Source organism: Pseudomonas bubulae, from assembly GCF_900618535.1.
Classification (GTDB): Bacteria; Pseudomonadota; Gammaproteobacteria; order Pseudomonadales; family Pseudomonadaceae; genus Aquipseudomonas; species Aquipseudomonas bubulae.
Genome location: NZ_UYJA01000001.1, coordinates 149,184 through 175,664, shown reverse-complemented (window position 1 = coordinate 175,664; position 26,481 = coordinate 149,184). Strand labels below are relative to the sequence as shown.

Annotated in this window: 19 protein-coding genes and 3 pseudogenes; 11 read left to right on the top strand and 11 right to left on the bottom strand. The window is 50.6% G+C overall.

From position 1 onward, the window contains the following. Window positions 1-181 precede the first annotated feature (181 nt). On the bottom strand, window positions 182-1,180 hold the full coding sequence (locus PPTH39_RS00840) for a DUF4113 domain-containing protein (RefSeq protein WP_232527582.1): 999 nt from the start codon (window positions 1,178-1,180) through the stop codon (window positions 182-184). Between the two features lie 601 nt (window positions 1,181-1,781). Between PPTH39_RS00840 and PPTH39_RS00835 the strand changes: the two genes are divergently transcribed. From PPTH39_RS00835 to PPTH39_RS00815, 4 genes are all read left to right on the top strand, one after another. Next, the gene (locus PPTH39_RS00835) at window positions 1,782-2,816 is read left to right on the top strand and encodes a site-specific integrase (RefSeq protein ID WP_165446465.1); all 1,035 of its coding nucleotides are present in this window, start codon (window positions 1,782-1,784) and stop codon (window positions 2,814-2,816) included. A gap of 820 nt (window positions 2,817-3,636) precedes the next feature. Then, window positions 3,637-4,839 (top strand): ABC-three component system protein, encoded by a 1,203-nt coding sequence (locus PPTH39_RS00825; protein ID WP_130871398.1) that lies wholly within the window; start codon window positions 3,637-3,639, stop codon window positions 4,837-4,839. Next, window positions 4,836-5,324 carry a three component ABC system middle component gene (locus tag PPTH39_RS00820; protein WP_130871397.1) on the top strand — a complete coding sequence of 163 codons (489 nt, stop codon included), beginning with the start codon at window positions 4,836-4,838 and terminating at the stop codon, window positions 5,322-5,324. Before PPTH39_RS00825 ends, PPTH39_RS00820 begins: the two co-directional genes overlap by 4 nt. Beyond that, a complete protein-coding gene (locus PPTH39_RS00815; RefSeq protein ID WP_130871396.1) occupies window positions 5,321-7,270 on the top strand; it encodes a DUF3732 domain-containing protein in 1,950 nt (649 codons plus the stop codon). Before PPTH39_RS00820 ends, PPTH39_RS00815 begins: the two co-directional genes overlap by 4 nt. 196 nt (window positions 7,271-7,466) lie before the next feature. Here PPTH39_RS00815 and PPTH39_RS00810 read toward each other — a convergent pair whose 3' ends face one another. Beyond that, complete coding sequence (locus PPTH39_RS00810) at window positions 7,467-8,483, bottom strand: hypothetical protein (RefSeq protein ID WP_130871395.1); 1,017 nt, start codon at window positions 8,481-8,483, stop codon at window positions 7,467-7,469. A 207-nt stretch (window positions 8,484-8,690) separates the two neighbouring features. Between PPTH39_RS00810 and PPTH39_RS00805 the strand changes: the two genes are divergently transcribed. Both PPTH39_RS00805 and PPTH39_RS00800 read left to right on the top strand, forming a co-directional pair. After that, on the top strand, window positions 8,691-11,756 hold the full coding sequence (locus PPTH39_RS00805; protein ID WP_198417383.1) for a DEAD/DEAH box helicase: 3,066 nt from the start codon (window positions 8,691-8,693) through the stop codon (window positions 11,754-11,756). 475 nt (window positions 11,757-12,231) lie between these two features. Continuing rightward, entirely contained in the window at window positions 12,232-13,521 is a 1,290-nt protein-coding gene (locus PPTH39_RS00800; protein ID WP_130871394.1) for a restriction endonuclease, read from the top strand. A 315-nt stretch (window positions 13,522-13,836) separates the two neighbouring features. Here the strand turns inward: PPTH39_RS00800 and PPTH39_RS00790 are convergent, their stop codons facing one another. From PPTH39_RS00790 to PPTH39_RS00760, 7 genes and pseudogenes are all read right to left on the bottom strand, one after another. Further along, complete coding sequence (locus PPTH39_RS00790; RefSeq protein ID WP_130871392.1) at window positions 13,837-14,418, bottom strand: DUF6037 family protein; 582 nt, start codon at window positions 14,416-14,418, stop codon at window positions 13,837-13,839. A gap of 198 nt (window positions 14,419-14,616) precedes the next feature. Next, entirely contained in the window at window positions 14,617-14,682 is a 66-nt protein-coding gene (locus PPTH39_RS23825) for an SEC-C metal-binding domain-containing protein (RefSeq protein ID WP_130871785.1), read from the bottom strand. 499 nt (window positions 14,683-15,181) lie between these two features. Beyond that, window positions 15,182-18,016: an AAA family ATPase gene (locus PPTH39_RS00780; protein ID WP_130871391.1), complete on the bottom strand. Its 2,835-nt coding sequence runs from the start codon at window positions 18,014-18,016 to the stop codon at window positions 15,182-15,184. A gap of 500 nt (window positions 18,017-18,516) precedes the next feature. Further along, window positions 18,517-18,921, bottom strand: a pseudogene (locus PPTH39_RS23820) (DUF6957 family protein). A 113-nt stretch (window positions 18,922-19,034) separates the two neighbouring features. Beyond that, window positions 19,035-19,763 carry a metallophosphoesterase family protein gene (locus PPTH39_RS00770; RefSeq protein ID WP_130871390.1) on the bottom strand — a complete coding sequence of 243 codons (729 nt, stop codon included), beginning with the start codon at window positions 19,761-19,763 and terminating at the stop codon, window positions 19,035-19,037. 105 nt (window positions 19,764-19,868) lie between these two features. Next, on the bottom strand, window positions 19,869-20,291 hold the full coding sequence (locus PPTH39_RS00765) for a hypothetical protein (protein WP_130871389.1): 423 nt from the start codon (window positions 20,289-20,291) through the stop codon (window positions 19,869-19,871). Window positions 20,292-20,333: 42 nt separating this feature from the next. Next, window positions 20,334-20,741 (bottom strand): DUF6957 family protein, encoded by a 408-nt coding sequence (locus PPTH39_RS00760; RefSeq protein ID WP_130871388.1) that lies wholly within the window; start codon window positions 20,739-20,741, stop codon window positions 20,334-20,336. Window positions 20,742-20,929: 188 nt separating this feature from the next. Here PPTH39_RS00760 and PPTH39_RS00755 point away from each other — a divergent pair, with 188 nt between their 5' ends. The 5 genes and pseudogenes from PPTH39_RS00755 to PPTH39_RS00730 all read left to right on the top strand — a co-directional run bounded on the left by PPTH39_RS00755 (window position 20,930) and on the right by PPTH39_RS00730 (window position 24,880). Next, window positions 20,930-21,397, top strand: a complete 468-nt coding sequence (locus PPTH39_RS00755; RefSeq protein ID WP_130871387.1) for a helix-turn-helix domain-containing protein — start codon at window positions 20,930-20,932, stop codon at window positions 21,395-21,397. A 449-nt stretch (window positions 21,398-21,846) separates the two neighbouring features. After that, window positions 21,847-21,975, top strand: a pseudogene (locus PPTH39_RS00745) (transposase); the annotation flags it as partial. Window positions 21,976-22,246: 271 nt separating this feature from the next. Then, window positions 22,247-23,179 carry a hypothetical protein gene (locus PPTH39_RS00740; RefSeq protein WP_130871386.1) on the top strand — a complete coding sequence of 311 codons (933 nt, stop codon included), beginning with the start codon at window positions 22,247-22,249 and terminating at the stop codon, window positions 23,177-23,179. A gap of 220 nt (window positions 23,180-23,399) precedes the next feature. Beyond that, window positions 23,400-24,078 (top strand): annotated as a pseudogene (locus PPTH39_RS00735) (transposase); the annotation flags it as partial. 409 nt (window positions 24,079-24,487) lie between these two features. Beyond that, window positions 24,488-24,880, top strand: a complete 393-nt coding sequence (locus PPTH39_RS00730) for a DUF1413 domain-containing protein (protein ID WP_130871385.1) — start codon at window positions 24,488-24,490, stop codon at window positions 24,878-24,880. 492 nt (window positions 24,881-25,372) lie between these two features. Here the strand turns inward: PPTH39_RS00730 and PPTH39_RS00725 are convergent, their stop codons facing one another. Together PPTH39_RS00725 and PPTH39_RS00720 are read right to left on the bottom strand one after the other, a co-directional pair. Continuing rightward, window positions 25,373-26,002, bottom strand: coding sequence for a YaaW family protein (locus PPTH39_RS00725; protein WP_232527580.1), 630 nt, complete (start codon window positions 26,000-26,002; stop codon window positions 25,373-25,375). Continuing rightward, window positions 25,999-26,343 (bottom strand): helix-turn-helix domain-containing protein, encoded by a 345-nt coding sequence (locus tag PPTH39_RS00720; RefSeq protein ID WP_232527579.1) that lies wholly within the window; start codon window positions 26,341-26,343, stop codon window positions 25,999-26,001. Before PPTH39_RS00720 ends, PPTH39_RS00725 begins: the two co-directional genes overlap by 4 nt. Window positions 26,344-26,481 lie beyond the last annotated feature (138 nt).

Genomic DNA, 26,481 nt, shown 5'->3' with positions numbered 1-26,481 from the left:
TAACCCCACTATTAATTCAGGGTTTTCCTACCTTGATTTTTCTTGAGTCTTCAACAAGCAAACCAGCAGCACACGACAGCCCAGTGTTCTGAGCAGGCCATATGTTTGAACTTCACACACCGGATCTCCACTTTGCGCGTACAGTTCATTGCCCACAGTTCTGCACAATCAACGGCCGTATTTATCGGCACGAAACCTGCCAAAGCTGATCCACCCGCGTCGTATAACTCTGGCTCATCATCTCCCGGCGCATCCCCCAGTCGGGTTTGCCCGGCACGCTGGCGGCCCGTAACGTGCCCCTGCCCCAGCGGCCATTGATGGCATCCAGTACCGCCATCACCCGTGAAGCTTCTGCCGGTTGATTGACGGCAAACAGATCGTCGGAAAACTCCCCCGGCTGGCGCAGGTCGAGCAACAACACTTCGGCCTTGCTGTATCTGAAACCGGGCTGAAACACATGCTCCAGAGCATCCACCGCTGCTCTGGTGAGTAACCGCACATCATCGGTAGGATAGGGCAAGGTCACCACCACGCCCTTGGCGTACTTCGCCTCGTCCGGGTTGAACATGCCGGTACGAATGCTGACCCGGACTTTTTGGCAGTACGACTTTTGTGCCCTGAGTTTTTCCGAGGCACGCATCATATAGGTGGCTACGGCCTCCTTGATCGGTGCCAGCTCGGTCAGGCGCTTGCCAAACATGCGGCTGCAGCAGATCTCCTGCTTGGGCGGGTCGGGCTCGTCCAGGGCCAGGCAGGATGTACCGTTCAATTCACGGGCCGTTTTTTCGATCACCACGCTGAATTTTTTGCGCAGCGACCACGGGTCCGCTTTGGCCAGGTCCATCGCTGTGCGAATCCCCATACCTTCAAGATGCGCGGTCATGCGTCGGCCAACGCCCCAGACCTCCGACACCGCGGTATTGCGCAGTACCCAGTCACGTTCATGGTCGCCACACAGGTTCACCACGCCCCCCGTGTGGGCCTGCAAGCGCTTGGCGGTGTGATTCGCCAGCTTGGCCAGGGTCTTGGTATGCGCGATGCCGACCCCCACCGGAATGCCCGTGCATTGCAGGATGCGACTGCGCAACTGACGGCCCATGGCGGTGACGTCAACGATACCGCTCAGGTCGGCAAAGGACTCGTCGATGTAAAGGAAAGATGCCACCTTATGGACATACATCTCTGCCTCTCTCTCCGGTCATCCAGGGTTGAGGCCGTGCGTCCATGGAAATACCAATTTATCACTGCCATTTTCGGCATTCCGTCCATAGAACCTTTTCTGGCTGCCTAAACGCGTAATTGCATTGGCCATGTTCAGAGGCCACGCTTTGGTGTCCGACCTGAGTAGCATCCTCCAGAGAGGTATCTCGAATGCTACGGGAATACAGACCAGCTCAACGAGCAAATCGCAGCAGTGGGCATAAGAGATGTGGCTAGGAGGCTCGTCATGACGCTCATAGCAGCCAACGCAAGATTTGATCTAGATTCAGCTGATTGTCACATTTCTGCAGATAGAAAATCTGACGACACACAACCAGCCGACAGGCTTAGCTCGATAATCGTAGACGACGAAGCTTAGCTGCATGGGTAGGCCACAAAGACGCTTTTAGGAAACCAATTTTCTAGACAGGTTCGATAGCTGTGCTAGCATAATTTCGCGGTTTCTGGATCGTGCGGTCGGCTCGCAAAGGTGGTTTGCCACAGGTTGATTTAATTTATTGCTTCGCATGCCTATTCGACAATCGTCAGAGGGCAGCCGACACCCTGACATGGAGAATGTCATGCGTGTAACCATCTATACCGCCGATCTTAGCGACAAGCGCGGCTTCAAACGTATAGCAAAAAAACTACAGAAAAACTGGCCCAGAGGCACTCCTATGAGTCTTGCCTCCGCCCAAGCAATCTTGTCACGGGGCTTAGGCTATCGCGACTTCCATGATATCCAGCAATCGGCTGAAACAACCGATTCAAAGGCTCTCAAGCCTACCCAGAGTGATGTTCGGGGTTGTATCCGCACGTCGATTATTTCATTTTGCCAGGCGAGTAATATCATCGATATTGAAGAGATCGATATCGACAGTTTGGTGAAATTACTCCCCCTTCAAGAGCTAGGTGCGTTCCAAGACTTCGACCATGGGCATCAGGCTGATTCCTCGGCACTAACTGTGCTCGCTCGCCCTTTCGATGCAAAACCAGAGTTTTCGGGCCCATCAAATCAAACCAGCATTGATCATGCTGGTCAGCCGACTGACGTAGGTTTGAAGCGTAGGCATTCAGCTGCCCCCTTAAACCTCATTGATGAGCAGGGCCTGAAGGCTCTGTGGGAAGTGGTGCAGCGCAAAGGCAGTCTTCGGGATCAAAGCTGTATTGCCATGTTGCTGCAGGGACTACGTCTTCATGAACTCCTATCAGCCAAGCCAAACGACTTCTCGTACGTCGACTCGGGAGTCATAATGCGCGTGCATTACGCTAAATCCCGCTTAAATGAAGGTTTGTCCCTCTTACCCGGCAGTTTTGGACACGTGGTTGGCAGGTATATCCTGGAAGCAGGCCTTTCAGTGAATGACTTTCTGTTTCCATCCGAAACAGACGCAAGGGCTCCCATGAGTTCGCAGCAGATGAGCAGAATCATCGGTTCCTATCTGCGTGAAGCATTAAATGATCCTGCACAAAGATCTATACACAGGATCCGGCAACCGGTGATCGTCAACATCATGAAGGCGAGTGCATCATCGGTGTCGGACATAATTAGACATTCCTCACCTAAAACTACGCTTGATTACATATCGGGTTTGAGGAAGAAACCAAAGAAATAGGGTTTTGTAAGCATGTCCGAGCTTCATTAGCTTGAAGCTCGGCGGTTAACCGTAGTCGTCGTAGGTTATCGATTCGGGAGTAGTCGCTGAATTCCAGCGCTTCGTTCGTAATCAAGTCAATCCCATCCTCACCGACCCCGGCAACAAAGGCTCACACCCATTCAACAAGCGGATGTGGGCGATGCTGGCTTTACTGGGTGCCCTTCCCTGCTCGAAGGCTTACCACATTTCAATGCCAGGAAATGGCATGCCGGCTTATATGACGATCGACCTAAATCACTTAAGCATACGGTAGAGTCTTTGGGGCTGGTTTCGCGGGGTACCTATCACCGTGGGATAGACGATGCGAGAGATGTGGCGTCCGTCGTTAAAGAAATGCTGGACTGACTGCGCTAGCCGAGCCCAGGCGCCGAAGAAGTGATGCCCCCATCAACAGTATTGCATCAGCACAGTTGGGTGTGTGGGTGGGTGCTCGAGCTTGCTCTATTCTTGATCGTAAGCCGATAACAGCTGTCAACATCGACATGCTGAGCCTCTTGCACCTCCGGCGACCTTTTCTGTTCCTTTGCCACTATACGACGACATTGTCCGATGATTCTCGGATGCTGCAGCGGTTGGCGCGCCGAGATAGTGTCTTCGAAGCACTTTGTTAGTCGTGTCTGCCCCTGCCCCAGTGATATCATCTTGATACCGTTGCTACGCCAAGCCTCCTTACCTACTAGAGGGGCTTCAAGGCACCGTATCTGAGTGCTTTTTGTACGAGCATTGAAGGGAAAAATCAAGCTAGCGTGTACATCGGAGGTATGCTGTGAGTAGCTCAATGGATCGCTTTTCAGCGAGCGAGCAGGGACTTGGCTATATTTACCAGCCTAGATTTGCCCTATTAAAAATGTTTGAAATGCCTGAAAGCACATCTGTACTGATCGAGAAAGAAGATGACTTGGACTTCATTGACGCTAACGGTGTAAAGACCCTCGCGTCACTGAAACACAAGGCCTTAGGGGATCGAATTACTAACCTTTCGGTCGACTTCTGGAAGTCGGTGAACATTTGGATCCATCGGTATAATGACCAAGATAGGATCCAGTCCGATCTGAGATTCTTCTTGTTCAGCACGGCCACAGTGTCATCCGACTCATTTCTGCGCCATTTCTCGCCGGACGCCTCGCCCGCTGACTTAGAACCCAGGCTATGGGTGACGGCTGTTGATGCGTTGGAAAGCAGTAAATCTCAACTACTGCTACCTATCCAAGAAGCCCTGCGGGACTTTTCTGACTCAGAGAAAGAGGACTTCTTCGCGAGGATTACCATTTTTGATGAAAGCCCGAGGATCGTCGATATACCAGGGATTATCAAAGGTAAAATGAGAACCGTTCGCCGCGAAATCAGGGGCGCTATTTACGAGCGACTTGAAGGGTGGTGGAACGATCTGATCGTCCGAATGCTGTCAGGCCAAGAGGACGCTCCGATCAACAACAATGAGATATCCGACAAGCTTTCTTCGTATTGTGAAGAGTATGCCTCGGACAACCTGCCGATCACATTCAGGAATGTATCCCCGGCTGAAGAAGTCGATGTGGAGTCTGATACCAGGGTGTTCGTTCAGCAGATCCGAGCTCTGGGCATCAGCTCAATCCGAATCCGAAATGCCATCTTGGACTACTATCGCGCTTTCGAGCAGCGATCTGCATGGGCACGTGAGAATCTTCTCGTTTCGCAGGAAATTGAGCTCTACGAAGATCGCTTGGTTGACGAATGGGAACGGTACCGCGAGATAGTCTTCGAGGACTTGAACGAGAACAGCGCAGACTCAGTTCTTACTGACGCCGGCAAGAACCTCTACAGGTGGGCCGAACTAGGCAGCGGCAGCATGGCCTCACTGCAGATCCGAGCCCGCGTTACCGAGCCTTATGTCCTACGCGGGGGCTTTCATATTTTAGCCAATCATCGCCCTACCCCTAGGGTGTATTGGCATCCGTCTTTCCTCGCCGGAGTACAGCGAGTCGTGGGGGTTAACCCATGAAGCGATGGGACTTGAGGCCATTTGAAACGAAGAACCTCTTCAATCCGGCCTTTTGCGCGCTCCTAATGATGCGCTCACTTGAGGCATTTGAGCTCGAAGACGCAAGGGGCATTCCCTTCTCATTATCTCTATTGATTCTACCGTTATCGCTTCACAAGGGTAGCCGGGAAGTTTTCGCCCCTAGCAGTCGAAGCTACTTACTTAAGACCATTGAGGATAATCCCCAGCTTCTCATTGCGTTTGCTGAGCGGGTAACCGAGATGCTCCCGTTCACATTTGAAGCATTCGGGCTGGCCATGCATATGGGCTGCTTTCAGGTCACGCCAGAAGGTCGACTAATCGGAACGCCCAAGACGACCAAGAAAGCGATCACAGGAACTGAGGAATCGATCAGTTGCCAGCGAGTGGCCCGCCTTCTAGGCCGCGAATTTGCGCGCATTGGCGACAGATCAACGATATATACAGCATTCGGAATCAGACCATGAAGATTAGCTCCATCCATGTGTATAGCCACGACGGTCAGCGTCGAGATCTCAAATTCAAGGTCGACGGACTGAACGTCATTACGGGGAGATCCTCAACAGGTAAATCCGCGCTTTCGGACATCATCGAATACTGCATGGGGCGATCCACGTTCAACGTCCCGGAAGGGATCATCCGTGACAAGGTGTCCTGGTTTGCAGTTATCTACCAGCTGCCTGGCATCCAGGTGATGATTGCAAAGCCCACCCCCCCAGCGGGTGGTGTGAGCTGTAGCACCGCGATGGTTAGATACGGTGACCAGGTAGTTGCACTTCCCTTCGGCGAGCTAGCAGTTAACGCTGATGACGATACCGTCACGTCCCTGCTCTCACGTTTAATCGGAATTCCGGAAAACCGTACCGACGTCGGCGCTGAGCATAGCCGTGTAAGCTTTGACGCGAATATCAAGCATACGTACTACTACATGTTCCAAAAGCAGGGTTTGGTCGCAAACAAAGACCAGCTGTTTTACCGACAGAACGAGCAGTTTCAGCCACAGGCCATTCGAGACACCCTTCCAATTTTACTGGGCGTGTCGACGAATGAACGGTTTGAGCACGAAGCAAAACTACGAATTGCAAAACGAGACCTTAGGCTTCAGGCGAAACTGCTCTCGGAAGCACAGCAGAGCCTCGACACCTTCCAACTCAAAGCCGTCTCGCTGTACTCAGAGGCCAAGGCTGTTGGCATCATCAGCTCCAATGCTACGCCTAGCGGTGAGAATGGGTTGATTAGGGCCCTGCGCGAGGTGACTCAATGGATACCTCTAAAACGGGAGGCTGACGACGGCGATAGGGTGACAAAATTAGAGGCTGAGCTCGCTATTCTGCGTAAGACGCGTCGGGAGATAAAGATCCGGATCGATGCCGGCAAGCAGTTTGAGAGAAGAGCTGGCGGCTTTTCGAATGAAGCTAGCCAACATATCGATCGTTTAGCCTCAATCAAATCGCTTCCCAAAAACGTCGCTACAGGTGAGTGGCAGTGGCCGTTCTGTGAAAGCAACCTGGCAATGGATACCCCAATTGCCGCATCGTTCCTACAGGAACTAGCCTCGCTAGAAGTGGAAATGACTGTCGTTGCCGGACAGCGGCCGAAGTTGCAGGCCTACTTGACTACGGAGGAGGAAACTCATCAAAAAATCTCCGATCAGATCGCCGAGAAAGATGCGGAGTTAAGCGCTGCAATCGCTGCAAATGTCGCGCTCGCTTCAGCAGAAGCTCGTACCACCGCTGCCGCCGTTGTTGTCGGCAGAATCAGCTGGTTTTTGGAACAACTGATCCCTGATGCTGACTTGAGCAATCTCCGCGCTGAGCACAAGCGTCGCGAACTGCGTGTCAAGGATCTAGAGAGTGCGATTGGGGCGGATGACAGTGATGATCGCCTAACATCGATCTTGAATAATATATCCGCCCAGATGTCGCGATACATCACACGCTTTGGGGCGGAGTTCAGTGATTACCCTGCACGCTTCGATCTGAAGCAACTGACAGTGGTGTTCGACAAAACAGAACGTCCGGTGCCGATGGCCAGAACGGGGGGCGGTGAAAACCATCTTGCTTACCATCTAAGTGCGCTGCTCGCACTCCACTGGTTCGCGGCCAAGAGCAATCGCCCTCTTCCACGATTCCTGATGATCGACCAGCCAACGCAGGTCTATTTTCCCTCCGAAAAGGTTTATCAGGAGGCCGATGGCTCTGTACAGATGACCGAGGCAGATGCTGACATGGTGTCCGTGCGTAAGCTGTTTGAGCTACTTCTAAAATTTACCCAGGATGAGGTTCCTGGGTTTCAAATTATCATCACCGAGCACGCGAACCTCCGAGATCAGTGGTTCCAGGATGCACTGGTAGAAGATCCCTGGTCTAAACCTCCAGCTTTGGTACCAGAGGAATGGCCGCTCAAAGCGTAAGCTCTCTAAGACACCCATACGCGTTGCTCGTCGAACTTCTCAACGCGGAGGTTTTATGACACATCGAGCCGACTCTGGAAAGCGACTGCAAGGCCATTTCGGCCAAGGCGCGCAGCTGTTCTGGTGTCGTTCGGTCATTTGGACGAGTATCTCTCCCTCCGCGAAAAGCCCCAATAGCGATCTTTGAACATATAAATCAGGCGCTGGTGCCAATTGAAGGATTGAGACCTGCACGGATCCCTTTCAATGTTTCGACCTCGCGCGCTTGGAAGGCGCGAACAAGACTAGCCAAGCGCAGGTTAATCTTATCCTCGCGACCGTAGAAAAGACGTCGGTTCTTAAACCGCTCAAACTGACCATTCTTGCGATCCGGCATCAGAACAAACCGCTCCACCGCCACACCACCCTGGATGACTTCATAGGCTTTAGGCATATCGTCAAGCAGCCCTTCATGGATAAGGAGATTTCTTACCAGTTCAACCTCGGCGACCTCCTCGCAGGACTCAAAAAGCGAACCCTTACGTTGGTTTACACTTAGCTTGTTGCGTTTGCCAAACAAGAAGTTAGCTGACGCGAGCCGTGGGTAGATCGTAAAGTTTGTTTGTAGGCTCTCAGTCTCCTTTGCCAGCTTAGCCAGATAGTCGAGCAGGCTGTGCATCCGAATGAACAAAAAGCCAAGCGTCGCGTTGAGATTGGTGACGATCGGAGACGTACTCCATCGTGTTCCGTCCTCAAGAGCAATTCCTGGTGTGAAGAAGGGTTCGATGTTAAGTATCCGGTAAAACTCACCGGTAAGCTGGCTCACTTCCTTGCTGCATTCCTGTATTGCCGACACCAGAATGCGACAGTCATAAAGATACAAGAACCGGTTGAGCTCAGGGATGGTCGCAAACTCCAGCAGTAGCTGTTCGAACTTGTCGCGCCCGACTGGCGACTCTGAATTGAGTCCGGCTTCCGCGCAGAAAAAGGGAGTCGCTGGTAGAAGCGCATGATAGTAGCCGAGACTTCCGAATATTTGCGCGGCGAGTTCTTCGTGCAGACGGACACACTGTTCCTCAATCGCAAAAAGGTTGTCGTCGATTAGCGGCCGCCAGCTACCCATGGGATCAAGCACAAAACCCTCACCTGCAAGGCCGTCGCCGAGACCGGTCGCGATACCATTAAGACGCAGAACAATGGAGTTCGGGCCCAATTGCTTACATTGACTAATCATCGTCTATCGTATCCATTCCATTAAATGCCCCTGAATCGTCTTCCAAATCATGAGCGATTTCCTACGAACTGGGCTGAACGTACCAGCCGAGCTTTGGTTGTCTTAGTAGCACTATGATATCTTGGAGAAGTGACAATATGACAATTGCATATCTCACGCGCTTTAGTATTTGACAAACATAAAATATTTCCACATAGGGAGCTGTCTGTGAGTATTAGCGTTAGTGGCTTTCGACTACACGCAAGGTTGTGGGGAAAATTGAGAGAGTGCCAGCAAAAAAGCATCGAGACAGCCCTCTCCTACGTTAGACGCCCTCTTGATAGATTGAACTCAAAGTCTTGCTTAATTAGTTTACCTACGGGCGCCGGAAAAACCGGAGTTATTGCATTAGTGGCGCATAAGTCGACACAACGTAGAGTCTTGATTTTATGCCATCGTCGAGCGGTACGCGATCAATTGCTAAAAGAAATTGACGGTGGTTTCTTTGAGGCTCGAGTGCCTGGATACCCAGATCATCTAAAGAGCGTCTACTCCGATGTTACTAACACCGACGCTCCCGGAATTTATGTCTCAACATTCCAAAAATTAATCAGCTTCACCCCCCAACAATTGGCCACACTTAAGGATAACATAGACCTTATTATCGTTGACGAAGGGCACTCTGAACCGTCCCCTGTATGGAAGGACTTAGTCCGAGGCGCCAACACTCACAAAATAGTTATAACGGCAACACCATACCGTAACGACCTATTTCAGTTTGATATTGATGAACGCTCGAGCTACATTTATACATTTGCAGAGGCTTTAGACCAACAGATTCTGATGGAACCCATATTCCGTACAATATCTGAAGATCAAATCACTAACGAAATATCAGAGTTTTTAGAAAACCACCCAAGTGCAAAATGCATTGTAAAATGCAAAGAATTCTCCGACATAGAACACTATTACAATCTACTTAACGACCGCTTTGAAATTCTAGCTGTGCACGAGCAATTTGTACGCGATGGTCGACCCAATGTAAAGGTTCATATCCCCGCCAACCTCCGCACATCTCAATATCAAATTATAATTCATCAACGAAAATTAGACGAAGGGGTAGATATCCCAGAAGCAAAGCTCCTGATTTTGACTTACCCCGTAAACTCAGGTAGAGAACTGGTACAAACTATAGGTCGAGTTGTGAGATTACATCAGGGAATCGAACCGATCATCATCGAAACTGGCGTAAATGCCAATCAGAGAATGTGGCTAAACTACCGATATTTTGATAGATCCCTTAGCAATCCGGCGGCTGTACGAACGTTCATATCATCTCTGGACGTAAGTAAATTAATTGATATTTACCTCCAATCATTTCCGGACGCGAGTTATTACGGAAATAGATTCCTCAAGAAATTTGATATTAATGATTTCACCCCCGATGAATCATTGATCATCCCTACTGCATCGATCTGTTTCTTAAACACTCTAACAGATTTCAATATCCAGGCAGCATCAGATTTATTGTACTGGAGAAGTAACCAATCCGGAGAGCTAGCTAAGAAATTTGATTCAATTGGCGGTATAAAAACAATTATTTCAGTTGCTTTCAACAGATCAAAATTTTTAAAAGACCAATTCTTTTTCGAGCCTTCGTTAGAGGTTACGCTCTTTAAGCAGCTTCAGAACAATATCGTGGCAATCTATGATAGCAGAGGTCGTAGATTCAATCATGATCTAGAAATGCACATAGGGAGCGCAGTAGCTCAAGACAAGCTGTTAAATGTTATGGGGCTTGGATCTTCCACAGTTACTAAAGAAGCAAGTAGCAGATCTGTAGGAACCACTAACAAAAGACCGGAAAGCATTTCAATAAAGGGGCGAAATCTAGAGCAACTAGCTGATCTCCAAAGAAATTCCTCCTATAGAGTCTCCAATCTTAAATGTGACAACCTTGATCACTTGGGTGGCAAACAAAGTAGTTACTATATCGGCGTTGACTCTGGCAGAATCTCCGACCAGAAAGACGGTCAATACACGCTGAACGAACTGGATGAATGGCTTCAGCATATGGAGGCCACTATTTCAGCAAACAATGTCATAAGCAGCAACCTTTTGCACTCTTTTGCAAAGCCCATTCCAGTAGACTTAAGCCTTTCAATCGAAAGTGTCTTTTTTGACCTCAGTGAATTACCCAACCCTATACGAGTCATAATTGACGGACATGTAACTAGCCTAGACAACAGCTTCATTTACCTTGAATACCGTAATGGCTTCGTAATTGACTCACAACATCCACACCTGAAGATCAATATTTCACTTTGCGACGAAAGCCCTTTCATAGTTATTAATTCCGATCACGACATCGTATACGACGTTAATGGAGACGACCATCAATACGACGACCTCCTACCTTTTTTGCTTGAACACTTACACAAAATTTTACTAGAAAAGGGGATCAGTTACTCAAAAGGAAAGTTTTATGAGCTAAAACTACCAGTCGAGAATGAGTTCCGCATTGCAAGCTCAAGTCTCGCAAACGTTATTATAGGGTTACCTGAGTTACTCGATCGCATACTTGATGAAAAAGGCTACATAAACGAAGAGATTCAGGTACCAAATGAAGAATTTAGTGCCAATTCAGTTTTCCATATGATAGATAAGCTCAAGGAAACATCTCTACCTGACCCAACACGATCTCAACTTGGGCCATTTGCCACTTACATACCAAATGTTGACCTGATTTTTTGTACGGATATGGATACCGAACCTGCTGATTTCATTCTGTCTTCAGTTAATAAGCTTGTTTATATACATGTTAAATGTGGTAAAGCAAAAGTCAGGCCATTGTCTTCTGCTGGTGCGTTGGCAGAGGTTGGAGGACAAGCAATAAAGAATATCGAAATGCTGATCAGTGGCAACCAAAATCTCAGGGCGGCGAACTGGAATTCGTTGAATGCAAGTTGGCCAACACGTAATGCACCGCAGCAAATGTCAGAGCGAATCAGGCTTTTTTCCAACGCGCGCTTTTCAGCTATTGACCAAGCAGAACGTGAGCAGAAGGTTCAGGAGGTGTGGGAGCTAGTTACACAGCGTCGTCAATCTAGTCGGGTACAAAAAGAAGTTTGGATCATTGCGGCAAATAGCTTTTCGGCGACCCACTTCGAAGCACAGTTAAATGCAGGGCACAATGGAAGTGCCGAGTCTTTACAAGCCTACCAACTCGTTCAGAGTTGGTTATCAACAGCAAACAGTAATGATATTGAGCTGAAAATATTCGTCTCTCCGTAGTAAACAAATATTCAATAAATCTGGTGTAGGGCGACTATCAATCGCCCCTACAACTGGTATCCGCACTCGATGACGTTCCTGACGGTTTCTGCCTTGAATTCCGGGGTAAATCGTTGGGTGCTCATAGACTTCCTCCTATGCTCAAAGCATAGGCTGGAGATGTCTACGGTGCCGGGGGCAGTCCAGCATAGGCTTGGAGGTGTCTAAGAAACCCGGGGCGATTCAGTGGGACGGCCATGATTATTGGTGACCTGCCCTTCTAGCTGATCTCCGAGACCGAACCCGCTATCCAGCCGCACTTAGCCAGTCCACTCACATGAAGTGCTAAAGACCCAGGATGCAGCGCAGATCTGACTTAAACTTCTGACTTAAACTAAGAGCTTCCATTGTATGTGTTCAGGTGAGCGGCTATGGTCTCAGCTGCCAGCTTAAATCTGCTTCAACCGAATGTTCATGATCATCCGAGTCTAATTCTATGCCTGCCGAAGAAATTGACTGGGTAATCCCGGCATCCATACCCTTTGAGGATCTGAAAGCCCGCGACCTTGAGGAGTGTGTCTATTGGCTACTTGAGGCCATGGGCGCTCAGGATATTGAGTGGCGAGTAGGCGGAAGCGGGGGCGGAGCATCAGATGGTGGACGGGATCTGGAGGCCAATATTTTGGTGCCCTCGCCCGATGGCGACCTTTCGCCCAAGCATTATTGGTTCGAATGTAAAGGTAGGAAAGGAACACTGGAACCGGAGGCTGTGAGATATGCCGCGGTCAATGCGATGGCCTACGAACAGGTAGAAATCCTCGTAGTCGTCACCAACACCACTTTTTCAAACCCTACTGTTGATTGGGCGAAATCTTGGAACCAATCCCACAGCCGACCTCAGATTCAGCTTTGGGACAGGACGAAACTCGAGCAATTAATCTCACGTCAGCCGAGCGTCGCGCTGAGGCTATTCAATGAATCTTTGAGCCTTCAAGGTAGGCTTCAGGCAATGAGCTCTCGATTCTGGAATCGTTTGGAGTTCACACCCGCTAAGGTGTTGGAAGACCTTTGGGTCGAAAGAGCGTCGGTGGAGATAGGCCCACTGGAAAGGTTTGCCCTCATTGTCAACGAGTGCGCCAATCGAACGTTGGAAAAGCGACCCTGGGGAGCCGCTGCATCACGAGAAGACGCCCTCGAGACGACGCATTACGCGCTCGCCAACATTTTCTATCTTTTTTCCCGCATCATTCGGGCAGGGGTGAATCAGACAGCTCTGTTCAAAGCCCTAACGTACTGCATCTTCATTTCCTTACGGCATACGACACCAATTGAGGTGGCAGCGTTGATTCGCACGGAAGTCGCGGAGCGCAACGGTGTGCCGCTGCCAGAAGAGGTGCTGAAGATCATTCTCGAACCTATTCTTAACTCCATTGCGGCGGAGCTCGCTGATGTCTGTCAGCCCGATTGCCGACGCATCTCTAGATTGCGCAGCAAGGACTTAACAAGCGATGGCGATGATCTCGCGACTTATTGGCAGCGCTTTGTGCCTAGAGGCACTCCTAAAGAGGATGACGACCGCGTGCTGTGGATTGAGCATCGCCACACGCCCTGTGATGTAGGCTTCCAGGTCAACGAGGTTAAAGGCTGCCCGCTGTCTTTCTCCGAGCTGTCCGTCGAGTCACTTGATGAGCTTATGGATGTCGCCAAACGGGTATGCAGTTACCGGATGACTGCGGCGCTGGCAAAAACCGCCCAGAAAGCGAGATCAAACCAGGCCAAGACGTGACGTTGCAGCCATTCAGACTGGAGTCACCTCCACAGTTGGTTGAACACCGGAAACGTGCAGGATGTACCTACCGCCATCCCTGACAACCTTCACCCTGGGCATGTAGGCGTAGTAGTACAGCACCTGCCTCCACTTCTGACCGCCGTGAAACTCGAAAACGGTATTTTGGTCTTCAAAACCTTTGAATTCACTGCTCAGCTGACCTTCGCAAACGACCATGATCCCCCCCCCAAGTAGAGCATTGCATTATCGATGTGAAGCTTATGAAAAAAGGCGTGTAGCAGTGAGAGCTGAGAAGTTTGTCAACGCAAAATGTTAGCGTGCGTTATCTTGCCATTCACGTTCTGTATCAGTAGCACTCCACCGAGAGGAGGCATTCATCTGCCGACTGAACGCAAGCGCATCGCGACCGAGGAGCAATAATGTTTTATGCTGATTCTCTGCGCTAGGACGGCGGTTGCCTTGTGGATCCCAACGCGTCCAGGTATCGAAGTACGGTTTGTCCCTCTCCTCTACAATATCGGGCCTTAGACGCACAATTTCAGAGGGCTTAGGTTTCGCCTGCGCGGTGGCTTGAGTGGGTAAAGCGTCGTTGAACTGCCCCAGAAACACTAAGGGATTCAGCCGTTGCCCTGTGGTGCCATCAACACGCAACACCGCCAGCAAATCTCCGTACATGCCACCTAGGTAATTCTTGATTAGGTAGCCTCGCTCGACCTCAAACCGGAAAAATTTCGGTGCATTTCCTCGAGACGTCATCGCCAGAACGAATGGATCGTCCCGGGTTGAAAAGAGGCAGTCAAAACTGGCTGCTCCGCGGTTCACTTGAAACTGCTGAACGTCTGAGCGAATCGCGATCATGCTTTGGTGAAGGGCCCTCAGGGACGTCATGTGCATCAGCTACGCTTCCTTTCATCTCTGCCGTTAAGGTATGCCACCGCAGTGGCCAAGAGGTCATTGATGATGGCAACGCGAGATGGGTGGTGCAAACAAAAATGCGTCTAAATCGGAGCTTGCAGCCTTTCCAAGGGCGAAGCTGGCTCAAATATAGGTAGAAGGCAAAGCTTCACAATTCTCACCTTAAGCATGCATCAATCATCGACCGTGACATTTCTTGTATTTTGAGCCTGACTGACGTGGACAAGGGTCATTACGGCCGATGACCGATGACTTGTACTTGTCTCGCTCAGAATGACGCTGGCCAGAAGTGAGAGCCCCACCATCTGAAGATGTCGCTGAAAGGTATCGTCAACAACGAGATTGAGGTATGCGGCAGCACGCTTGACACCCTGCTGGGCAGCCTCGGTTAGCATCTGGCGATGCACAAGCTTTGTCCTGAGCTGCTAATTCCCCATCATGAAGAGCGACACCAAGCTGAAACTTGCAATCTGGGGCGTCGCGGGACACTCCCTTTTCAAGAATGCCGATAGCCTTCTCCGGAGAGTAGCAAGGTGATTCCGCTGTGCTGTAGAGAAAGAACAAGCCCAGATAGGCCTGTGACTGCTCAGAAGTCGCACCGAAAGTCAGCATCTCCTCCGCCTCACCAAACTCCCCAACCTGCCGCAGATTGTCTCCGTAATACACGCAAGCTTGAGGGTTTCTGCGGTGTGCTGCCTCCTTGATCGCAGCTACTACAAGCCGTTCCATATCGGTACTGTAGCTAGTTCAGTCGGGACATTCCCTCCAAGCACCTGGCGATATATGTAATCTCCTGTGTTAGCTCATCACCCCTCTTGCGCAAGAGACCCAAGCGTTGTTGGGCGGCCTCGCGCACATGAGGAGGTGCTTTGTCGAGCCTTTCGAGTCTCGTTGCCCACTCGGTTATCTTCCCGTTAACCTCGGCTAAGAAGGCCTCACACGTTTGCTGCTTTTTATGTGGAAAAAGCTGGCATTCGAGCAGCCGAATTGCGTCGTAAATCCTGATCACTTCTCGACTGGTTTTAGAGTGCACGAAATTCAGACTACCCTCGTCGAACGCATGGTGCTCCTGATTTTGTCCTCCCCAGTTCACAAGGTCATTTTTGATCAGGTCAAAATTTTGCGGATCGTAGGCCAAATGTGGCTCCACGAGAGAGAACGTTTTTTCCAGACTAACCTGCAGATAGTTGTTCTTTTTCAGCTGAGATTTGCCGAATTGAGCCGTGACGGCTACAGCGTTCTCAAGGCAATACTCGATCACAATGGATTCAAACCAGACCCGACAGTAGATCAGCGCCTGACGAATGTCATAGACATTCAATGCCTCATGCACCTTGGCCTGGAATCCGCCAGCATGGTGAATTGCTACGATACCTCTGTTCGTGTAAGTGAGCACACAGCTGGAGTGCTGATCGGCCTGGGGATGCCGCTCGGCAATGATGCAGAATCGTTCCCAAAAAAGGCGGTCGTGGGTGGTAACCACCATCTGGGTACGCTTGAGGTAAGAATCGGAAAAGAACAGGTCGATGATGTTCGAGCGATGGTCAGTGTCGATCGCGTTTACCACATCGTCGAAGACGATTAACGGAAACTTGTTCTTCTCCGCCATTGCCAGAAGGAGCGACAAGCCTAATGCGCGAAGATGTCCCTCGCTGAGAATAGAGAAAGCATCATGTGAAGATCCGTCAGCATTCTGGATCTTTATCCGGTAGCTATCGCTTACCTTTTCAAACCGAAGAGAATCTATCTGTTCGTGCTCATCGTCATGATCGTTGATAGCCCTGTAATACTCGGCCGCCTTTACCTCGATTCCCGCTATGCGTTCTTTCTCAAGGGACAACTTGTAGCCCAGTAGGTCGCGGTAAAGGTTTCCATATTCCACCTCCACCTGACGAATCAAATTGTTGAAGCGGGCAATGTCGGCATCGTCGTGTTTCAGGGCAGTTCTACGAACAATGAGCTGGCCGATCTTGACTCCTGCAGCTTTGATCAATCCCTGATATGTCGTTTTGTCTGTCGACAGCTCCCGGATGGTATTGACCTTTTGTTGGAGCAGTGAAGCCTCCTCTTCTAAGCGCTTGACCTCTGCACCTGCTTGAGCGACCTCTTCGTGTTTCTTCATGCATGCATCAAGGTACGCAGCAACACCAGCGGTGTCCTTAATCATGAGCGCCGTAAATTGGCGCAGAACCTGAGGTGCAACCTCAGTCCTGTCGGAGGCAACATCAAATTGAGCGATTGCTTCTTGGAGGTCGAGCAGGGGCAAGACAGTAGTGATGCCCTTCCGAGCATTGCTTTCTATTGCAGTCACTGAGGCAGCGACTTCCACTGCCATTCGAACGATGCGCTGATCGTTACGCTTTTGAGCAATCGTCAGCCTCTCCAATGCCCCTAGCGCCTGTAGTTCACGCTGTGCTTTCTCATAAGGCTGTTCGACGACCTGGCTCAGAGGCGTAGAGCAAGCGGGACACACATCATGAAATTCAGCCTCGTCAAGTGCTTGGATTGCAGCATAGATCGCTTGGTAATTGATGGCTGCTGCGTTTCTGGAAAATCCGGCGGTGATTTTCTCCCTCCGACTCAGCAAATAGTGTGCAGCTTGAGCGGCGCGTTCGATACGAGACAGCGCGTCAGTGGCAGGTAGCTCTTGGAGCTTCAACCGCTCAGCTTTACGGATCTTCGTGTTAATCAGCTTTCGAAGAAGTGCAAATCGTGGACGCGTTTTCGCATGCTGATCCGGCTTAAGGTCAAGGTGAGTCCAAACCTGACGATTGATTTCTTCGATACTGGCAAGGTTTTGCTGACGCTCGGCTATGAGACTCGCACGATCTGTTTGGATCTGCGCCAATGCTTCTGCTTGGTCTCGTCGAAGGAACTGAGAGAGGTTGAAGCTCTCCGGACGCACGAACCGCGATAAGACCTCTTGGAACTCTTCGAGGCCAATCAGGCTGGCCAGAACATCACTCTCGGCACTCCCCGTGTCCTTCGAGCCAAGTAACGAAAATTCTTGAAGACGGTTACGGTCGATAAAACAGCTCGACCAGGCCAAGCTTTTGGTCACGGGCAGCTTGTCTCTACCCATCAGAGAGAGACTCATTTTTGTCCCTCTCCTCGATACGTATGGTTTAAGCTTGGTCTTTCGTCTATCTGCTTCCTTGATATGACCGGTCGTGCCGAACTCCAAAGCTTCACACAATGACGATTTTCCTCCGCCATTGGGTGCATAAAAAATGTTCTTCATTTTGCTGAATCGCAAAAGGCAGCCCTTGTCCTCTGCTGACAGTTCACCGAATCCCCTGAAATTCTTTACTTGCAAGAAAGCCAACGAACTTAGGCCAGAGGGCGCAACCCAATTCAGCTCTGGCTTGGCGTCCAACACCTTTTTGAAGCGAACGGCTGTTCTTTGAAAATTCAACTGCAGCATCAGGTCAGCGGAAGAGGAGAGATAGGCCTTGATGTGCTCCGTATACCGACCTCGTTGCTGGTTAGCCTTGTACATGCACCAGAGAAGCGCCAGGTAGCCATCGGTTTTATCCGTCAGATGAATCCTCGCGAAACTTAACAGGAACTGACTCACGTTTTACCCCCACCACCCGAAGATGGCTCAGCGTACTCGGAGCAGCATCATTTTGCCATCAAGACGCGACGCTGGGCCCCTGGTACGCACGGCATGCGTTGAGATCCGGCATGGTCTGTATGCTCGAGGTTTAGCGCCTGGCTCATGCAGAACTGGCTCGGCGTAACGCAAAACTGTTTCGATAGAGCGGCTAAAACAGTAGCTACTAGCTACCCCTCTCTGTGATGTTGGCATTCGTCGTTCTCGCCTGTCCCAAAGGCTACTGCTGCCATATTTGCTGGTGTATCTGCCGCCATGATCTTCGGCTTGCCACTGGGAACCTATCTTGCTGAGATTTTTTCATAGCGCGGCGCTTTCGTAGCGACTGGTGGCCTTGCAGCGATTGCATTACTGATGCAATTTCTCACTCTTTCACCAATCCCTGTAATTCAATTTCAATGATTTCTAGCATCCGGCCAAAACTCCAAAATTACACATTATGTATATGTGCTGACCGTCGATTACCCGGTTTTCATGGAAAAAGCAGCGCCAATGCTTGCCTCTTTTCTCAGACCTGAACCTAAAAGGAGGTAGACGGTACTCTTGGTTTCAAACATGCAGCCTTCAGTGAAAGATTTTCCGAAGTTACTGCGTGCCCACATGGCTGGCTGGAAACGACCTTTACTGTCTAGGACGATTTCATGAGCGAAAAATGTCGCGGGAAGTAGACCAAGACTCGTAAGTTTTTCCCTTTAAACCGACGTCACGGTGAGGTCGATCAAGATCCACTGCTTCACCACACAGAATGCTTTGCCCGGGAATGTCTTTGCTGCCAAAGAGATCAGTTCTTCTTCAGAGAACTGCCAGCCAGGCGACTCATCTCCGGTTCCGTATAGTAACTGCGAGATTTCATTCAAAGTGACCATTCAAAAACCTTAGATTCACACTAAATATCAACCGTTCGAGCAAGCTCACACCGGCTAGTTTCGATCTATCAACTCCGAGCCCAATGGAGGACACTGACGAGATCTATTCACCCTCAAACCACCACCAAGCACTCAGGATCGAAGCCTGTGCTTTGACCCGGGTAACCGCGCGGATTTGAAACCACTCGGCACCCGTTCTTGAGGAAGTCTGCTGCAAAATGCGTATGTCCATGTATCCACAGATCAGCCTTACTAAGTAGCTCTGACCAATCGTTCGCATATGCTGCAGCCAGATGTCCGGTGTGAACGTCACCTAGATGATCCAACGCGGGTGCATGGTGTGTGACGACCACTGTTTTACCGTCGAAGGGTTTACCGAGTTCCTGGGTTAACCAGCTGCGAGCCCTCATTGATTTGGCGACCAAATCGTCTGGACGTAAGCGCCTGTAATCCAGGTCGGCTCGAATCACCAAGAAATCGTTCATACAATCCCAAGCCACGCGCTTTGCCGCAACCACATCACCCGTCGCCGAATAATCCGTCCAGCCAGTTGTGACCAAAAAGCGAGTGTCATTGAAAATGAGCATCTCGTTTTCGAGCACATGCACATGGGGCAATGTCGCATCTTTCATTTTTCGCAGTGTGTGACCTATGTGCCCACCGTAATACTCATGATTGCCACACACATAGATAACAGGGCACTTGAATGTGTCGTTCGCCCATGAGACTCCACGCGATTTGATATCAATGTCGCCGGCGAGAATCACTACGTCCGCGTCGCTTGGGATGGGATCGAACCGAGCGAACTCGAGGTGCAGATCAGAGTAAATCTGAATTTTCATATCAGACGACCAGTTTCGATTTAGTTGTACTTTGGACACCGCTGCGGCGGCAGGCCTCCGAGCCTGACTCGCCTTGCAAGGAAAGGGTGCATTTACGTCCTAGGATTAAAAAATCACTCGAAGCCCTTTGAGAGAGTGAGCATCAATAAGACGACCTGGGGCATCGGTATAAGCCTTTTCGTCATCTATGTTGTGAAGACATACCCGACATCCCGTGGAGTCATATCCCACCAGCAACCCAGAAAGCCCCTCCATGATCCATTTACCGGTTTTGTTCATCCACCCGGGTGTGACGACCTGAATTTCCGTAATGACAAACTCGCTGGTTTGTTGAGAAAGTATTTCGTCGAGCATATCGATGTCACTAATCATCATGGTGCGTGGCCACACCTTGCCATCCAAGCACTCTTCAAGAACGACGTGATACCAAGGATGAGCCAAGTGGCGTTCAAATATCCGCCAGTTTGAATACCCATCCCCAAAGATATTATGGGTGCCGTCGGCAAAGGCTTCATGACTTCTAAACATTTCACATTCCCGTGGATCTACAGACCGCAGTTGCAGCTGACATCATTGATAAAGAGACAGTATCGCGGCGAGACGGGCTGACTTTTCGTCGCCGTCTCCCATCAAAACGTACACAGTGTTTTTGGTTTCAAAGAGAAAGCCATCTTGGAATGAAATGGCCATGGTGCTGCGCACCCAATGTCCGTAATCGAAGCGTCCTCGGCTGTCTAGGATGACTTTTTCGGCGAAAACAAAGAGCGGCAGGTGGCCATGAACGTGGATTTTGGTGAGATCCCCATCGCTCGCTATCGCGCGCACGATTGTCCACTGCTGGACGATGCAAAAACCTTTGTTTGGGAAGCGGGTCTGCGCGATATGAATTAGCGCTTCTTGGCTTTCTCCAGATCCAGAGTGTGGCTCTCCGGTGGTGGAGAGGAGCTCGCTGGCTGCTTGGATATTTTCGAACTCCATGCTTCATTCCCGTCAATACATGTCATATGTTTAAGCGCATCAGTTTTAGGAAAGCTCACGGATGCGACACTACCTCGGGCATTCCCTTCACATGGATGAAGAAATCAATCGACCCAGATAGAGGATTATATGACGTGTTACGGGTCGACGCAATGTGGCTATATCCTCTGTTTTGTAGAGGATCATAAATGTCTCTCAGCCAAGCATTTGCGGCCGTTGTCAGGGCCTTGAGACAGAAATCAGGAATGTCCCAGGACGATCTACCCTTAATTGATCGCTCTTACCTGAGCCGCGTGGAGCGCGGCAAAGGGAACGTATCGATCGAAATGTTTATGAAAATTTCAAAAATGCTAGACACTGAGCCCACTGTTCTAATGCTCCTAACAACTTCTTTGCTCTCTAAGGAGGCGACAGATGTGGCATTGGAGCGGATCTCGCGGAAGATAGAGACACTGAAAGAGACTGGAGTGTTCGAGCTCATCTCCAGCGGCGGTATGCCACTCCAACATGGACGACCTTCTAACCTCGCTGCAAGTGAAAGGCTAAAACTTGCTCCACAGCTGAAACAAAACGGACTATCTAATTCAGAGATAGCACGAGAATTGGACGTTTCTAAGTCAACAGTACAACGTTATCTTGCCAAGGCTCCTCATTAACGGTAAGCGCTGAAATTACCGATATAATGATCTACCTCTCAGGCACGTTTCCTTTCCACTTGACCTCTCTTCACTAAGCTTTCATTCCGTATTACTTGCAGGATGGCAATCACATAAATGACCTATTGAACCGGGCACGACCGATGAAAACGATTTGTGGACATCAGGCGCGGTAGGTTCTTCGATGTCGGTTTGTGGGCAAAGAGCTGAAAAAGAGGCCTTCGGGTAAGCCTGGCAATACCAAGAATACCTATGCTGTGAGAGAAGTGAAGGCGTTAGGATTGAGTCAGGCGGAGGTGACGCAGAGGCTTGGATTGGCCAGTTCCACGGTTTATCGGTACTGGCAGAAGGAATAACGGCAATTTAGGTTAGTGGCGGCGTGTTGTTTGAATCACCACGGGTTTCGTAGACACCTCTTTGCCTTAAACTGAGGCCAATCAGGAGGTGCCATAAGCAACCCACGTTATCCCGAAGAACTCAAAATCCAAGCGGTCAATCAAGTGATCGAAAAGAAGCTGCCTGTCGCTGATGTGGCAGCACGTTTCGGCGTATCGACTTACAGCTTTTATGCGTGGGTACCCAACGTCATCAACCTCTACTCCATAATCCTTCAAGTCTATCCGGTCACACTTTGGTTTGAGCTACAGCCCTACCCCGAACCATGTGGCTTGAAGATCAGCCCTCGATCGGTACACTGATGGCCTATAGCCAGAAACTAGGACGCTAGAGCTGTCCGTAACATCTGGAGCACAACCGTATCGGCTACCACGCAGTCTTCGGCAGGATGACCGTGGCTTTATGCTCGATATGAGGATTGGACTTAATCCACCTTTGACATGAGGGGTTTGCATGGGCATCAAAATGGATCACGCCTTCGACCAGAATGGCGATCGTTGGGAAGCTGCCACGTACACGAAGGGAACCGGTGCCGAACCCCTGCAGTGCAAGTGTGGCACTCCAGTCACCCACAACCCGCCATACAGCCGGGAAATGTATGACAAGTCTGTTTTCGTTCAGGGCTATTTTCGTCTCTACCCCAAAGGTGCTCACACCGCGAATTGTCGTTTCGGGGTGGACGAGGAAATCACCGAGATTGCAAGCACTTCCGAAGATCTGATCGAAAGCATCCAGCACAATCGTTACCGGATGCGTCTGGTCATGATCAAGGAAGCCCTAGAAAAAGGTGGCCGTAATTTCGAGGATGATGGGGGCACTCGGGCTACAGCGGGTCGGACTTACACCCACAACCCAAATCTTCTTCCTGCGTACATCAACTCCGCCAAGCGAGCCCTGAAGCTCCGCGCACTCTGTGACAAAGACCAGGACATCGAACAGCATCTGGAACTGGTTTTCGAGGGTAATGTGAAGGTCGCCTGGAATCAGTTCTATTTCGAGCCGGAGCGCCACGCAGAAGCGTATTACGCAGTGTCGCACAACGCCGTTCAACACCCCATCGCGATTCAGGGTGCGGTGAGCAGCGTCAGGACTGAGATCAGGGGTGACAAAACCAAGAACGTCTTTAACCTGCAAATGAACAAGTTCCGAGTCGATCCGGATGACGCCGAAAATGGCATTGGCCTGGAGGTGAGCATTTGGGCCAGGGATCCTGCGTGGCTCAAAGGCATTGAAAAGGACGATGAGGTCGTAGTCCTGGGCATGTGGAAGCACTCCACTACCGCACCCGAGAAAGCCCCTAGGGAAGGACGCTTCAAAACCCTTACCAAACGTAGATTGACGTTGACCTTAGTTCTGAAGGCCCAGGTCTCCAAAATCGACCGATGAATGCTTACCCCCATACTCAAGGTCAAACAGGAAACGCTCATGCCGGCCATCACCAAACTCGTGCTGCACAATTTCAAAAGCTTTTTCTCCTGCCTCTATCTTCTGCATCGTTTCAACAATCAGGGCTGAGGCCTCATCAAAAAAGTGCCTTAGGAATGTAGTGGTCTAATGAAACCGGACACCCATTTAGGCGAGAATGCTCGCCATATCGAGGTGTCAGATGACCAAACAACGTCGTGTTTTTTTCCGCTGAATTCAAACGCGAGGCTGCCGACCTCGTACTCAAGCAAAACTACAGTTTCATTGAAGCCAGTCGTTCACTCGGGATTGGCGAGTCGGCCCTGCGCCGTTGGGTTAGTCAGCTTCTGCAGGAGCGCACTGGTGTCACCCCTCAGAGCAAGGCGCTGACCCCAGAGCAGCAAAAGATCCAGGAGCTGGAAGCCCGAATCGCCCGTCTCGAACGAGAGAAATCGATATTAAAAAAGGCTACCGCGCTCTTGATGTCGGAAGATCTCGAGCGTTCGCGCTGATCCATCAGCTAAGCGCCCATGAACCTGTTGACTGCTTGTGCGAGGTGTTCGAAATCAACCGTTCGACTTACTACGCCCATCGCCTCAGGCGGCGATCTCCGGGCATCGAGAGAATTCGATTACGCAGTCGAGTCAACGAATTGTTCACCCAGAGCCGAAGCGCTGCTGGCAGCCGCAGTATCGTGTCGATGATGCAGGATGATGGCGAGCAGATCGGGCGTTTCAAGGTACGTGGCTTGATGCGGGAACTGGGGGTTGATCAGCAAGCAGCCCGGCTCGCATGCCTACAAAAAAGCAACGGTCGAGCGGCCTGACATTCCAAATACACTGAATCGTGAATTCGATGTTCCCGAGCCAAACATTAAATGGCGGGCTCGCGCCCGCTAAGGCCGAGAAAAAACTTAATGCAGTGTCCGGGATTAGTTGACCACTACAAAGCTTCTGGAGTGTTGGATCGAAGAGGCTGGGAACAGGGAGCGACTTCGATAGATCCACCACTCTAAGATCTCGAAGAGCAGTGAACTCGCCCGAGGCGACTCAAGAGCGCAGTTGGGCTACACGCAAGCCATCAACACTGCATACATGGCCGAAAACTGGTGCCACCATCCACTGACTCGTGTGCTCCTAGAGCTTAATACAGGGCTGCCGAACCCCGCCCGCTCTCTGCCTACCGCCTCCAACCCCAAGAAAATCATGTATCTCTCATCATGAAAGGTTTGAAAACCATACCTAATCAGCGCATTATCTCATCAAATGATGAGATAAAAGGTTTTCACTTATGAACATCAATATTGAAGTAAAAAATGACATCCTCGCTGCTCTCCTTTCACGGAGTGCAGAAACCAACAGTTCCGTGGAAACCGTGCTTGATGAATTGCTGCGCGAAGCACTTGAGCAGCCGTCGTTCGTGGGGGTTGTCGTAGCAGACGTTCTCGAGGCATGCCTCAAAAAAGTCCGGCAGTTTAAGGTCGGCGAGATATTTACTCTCGACGATGTGATTTCACCGCAGACATGGGGCTCGATGTCTACCGGCGACAGAAAATCGTTCGGAAAGCGGTTCCGCAAGGAAGCAGAGAGTGCCGGCCTGGCCGAATGGGAAACTCGTAATAGCGCTAACAAAGCGATCTATAAACGCTCCCCTGATCAACCTGCCCCTGGAGAAAAACAATGAGTCTTCGCACAGACCTGGTAGATGCCATCATTGGTGGCCTCATCGGAAATGGAACCGACTTCACGCGCCAAGAGGTTATTTCGGCCTTCCCGAATTTGAGTCCAAATTACACGGGGTGCTTCCTTTCAAATTCAGAAATGCGGACTGGGCAACATAGCCCAACCTACAAGCACTTCACGGTACGTGTGGCGCGAGGCGTTTATCGGGTACACCCTGCAGCCCTGCAGACCCGCATGCAGGAAAGAGCGCTGCTTACTTACGCCTCTCGGGCACCCGGCAAATAGTTGCACCCACGTGACAGCATTCGTTATCACCCTACCCGAACGCACCAAAGTTTCGACGTTTGCTGCTCATGAGAGTTATGAGCGGGGTCAATAACCAAGGGGAGATTGGACGAAGCCAGAAACAACAATGCCGACACGCACCTCAAAAAACGGCCCGTAGGCCGTTTCGATAATGCGGAGGGAACTCTGTGCAGTGCCCAGCCATTGATCAAGCCGCAGCAGGAGTACCGCACTCGGAGCAGAAGCGAGAAGTACAAACCATGCTGGCATTGCAGTTTCTGCAAGTTTTTGCACTCAAAGCCATGATCGCTTTCTGGCGCATGTAAGCGAGCTGCACCACACAAGGAACGGTCACACGATAGGCAGGGCTCGCCAGATCAGCAGCTGTCCAGAGCGCGGTGATAGCCCAGCCAATCGGGCCGATCGCGACACTGATTGTCCGCATCATCTGGCCAGTAACGGCAAAGGACAGACCTTTACCCAAGATGGCTTTTGCAATGGCGTTGGCAACGATGGCAGCGAGCTTGTAGGTTGCGAATCCACCCGCTTTCGCAGCGCAGATCGTGGCAATAGCGGCAGCGGGCCCTGCGGTGGAAAAACTGGTAACACCCAACTCATCCAGGATGATCTTGCGCTCTTCTTCAGACATCTGCTCAAACGCGCGGGACAGAATCTTTCCGAGGATTTCCTGCTCAATGACGTTGATGGGGTCTTTGCCAAAATTGACTTTCAGATGCTTGGCAACGTCTTCGACGATTTCCTGATATGGAACGCCGTCCTTGCGGAACAGGTTGAGAATGGAATTGCCACCAAAGAGCCGGACTTCTTTGGCGATCAACTCACGATCCCCCGCCGAGTACCGACCGGTAACCCATGTGCCAGGTGTAGCCAGTCGTCCTCAGTCATAAGCAAAAGTGCTGGTGAGATGTTGAGCGTGGCCGCGAGTCGACAAAGAGTCTCCAAGTCTGGATTCGCTTCGGACTCTTGTGTCAGGTATTTGCTGATCGTGGAGCGAGCTACTCCGGACGTATCGGAGAGTAGTTGTTGACTGAGCTTCTTAGGCTTGCCGTCATCTCGACTGCCGGCGACCTGCATTGCTCGAAGCAAATTGGCGCTCAGGCCCTTCTGCACCTTTTTGCGAATCTCAGTCCCGTGAATAGATACCGCGAGCGATGTCATATGGCCACTTCCTGTATGGTGGCGCAATGATATCGAGCGACTGATTGAAGTCCAGTCTCAACTGTCCTCCCACACGGTCAATCTGACGTGATTTTTAGAAACAGCCTTTGTGGAAGGGCAATTTAGTAGGGATGACAT

Coding starts and splice junctions, on each gene's coding strand:
- PPTH39_RS00720 (WP_232527579.1), bottom strand. CDS start 26,343: ATGACATCGCTCGCGGTATCTATTCACGGGACTGAGATTCGCAAAAAG.
- PPTH39_RS00790 (WP_130871392.1), bottom strand. CDS start 14,418: ATGCACATGACGTCCCTGAGGGCCCTTCACCAAAGCATGATCGCGATT.
- PPTH39_RS00815 (WP_130871396.1), top strand. CDS start 5,321: ATGAAGATTAGCTCCATCCATGTGTATAGCCACGACGGTCAGCGTCGA.
- PPTH39_RS00835 (WP_165446465.1), top strand. CDS start 1,782: ATGCGTGTAACCATCTATACCGCCGATCTTAGCGACAAGCGCGGCTTC.
- PPTH39_RS00740 (WP_130871386.1), top strand. CDS start 22,247: ATGGGCATCAAAATGGATCACGCCTTCGACCAGAATGGCGATCGTTGG.
- PPTH39_RS00800 (WP_130871394.1), top strand. CDS start 12,232: ATGCCTGCCGAAGAAATTGACTGGGTAATCCCGGCATCCATACCCTTT.
- PPTH39_RS00840 (WP_232527582.1), bottom strand. CDS start 1,180: ATGTATGTCCATAAGGTGGCATCTTTCCTTTACATCGACGAGTCCTTT.
- PPTH39_RS00825 (WP_130871398.1), top strand. CDS start 3,637: ATGGATCGCTTTTCAGCGAGCGAGCAGGGACTTGGCTATATTTACCAG.
- PPTH39_RS00770 (WP_130871390.1), bottom strand. CDS start 19,763: ATGAAAATTCAGATTTACTCTGATCTGCACCTCGAGTTCGCTCGGTTC.
- PPTH39_RS00730 (WP_130871385.1), top strand. CDS start 24,488: ATGAACATCAATATTGAAGTAAAAAATGACATCCTCGCTGCTCTCCTT.
- PPTH39_RS00810 (WP_130871395.1), bottom strand. CDS start 8,483: ATGATTAGTCAATGTAAGCAATTGGGCCCGAACTCCATTGTTCTGCGT.
- PPTH39_RS00765 (WP_130871389.1), bottom strand. CDS start 20,291: ATGTTTAGAAGTCATGAAGCCTTTGCCGACGGCACCCATAATATCTTT.
- PPTH39_RS00820 (WP_130871397.1), top strand. CDS start 4,836: ATGAAGCGATGGGACTTGAGGCCATTTGAAACGAAGAACCTCTTCAAT.
- PPTH39_RS00760 (WP_130871388.1), bottom strand. CDS start 20,741: ATGGAGTTCGAAAATATCCAAGCAGCCAGCGAGCTCCTCTCCACCACC.
- PPTH39_RS00755 (WP_130871387.1), top strand. CDS start 20,930: ATGTCTCTCAGCCAAGCATTTGCGGCCGTTGTCAGGGCCTTGAGACAG.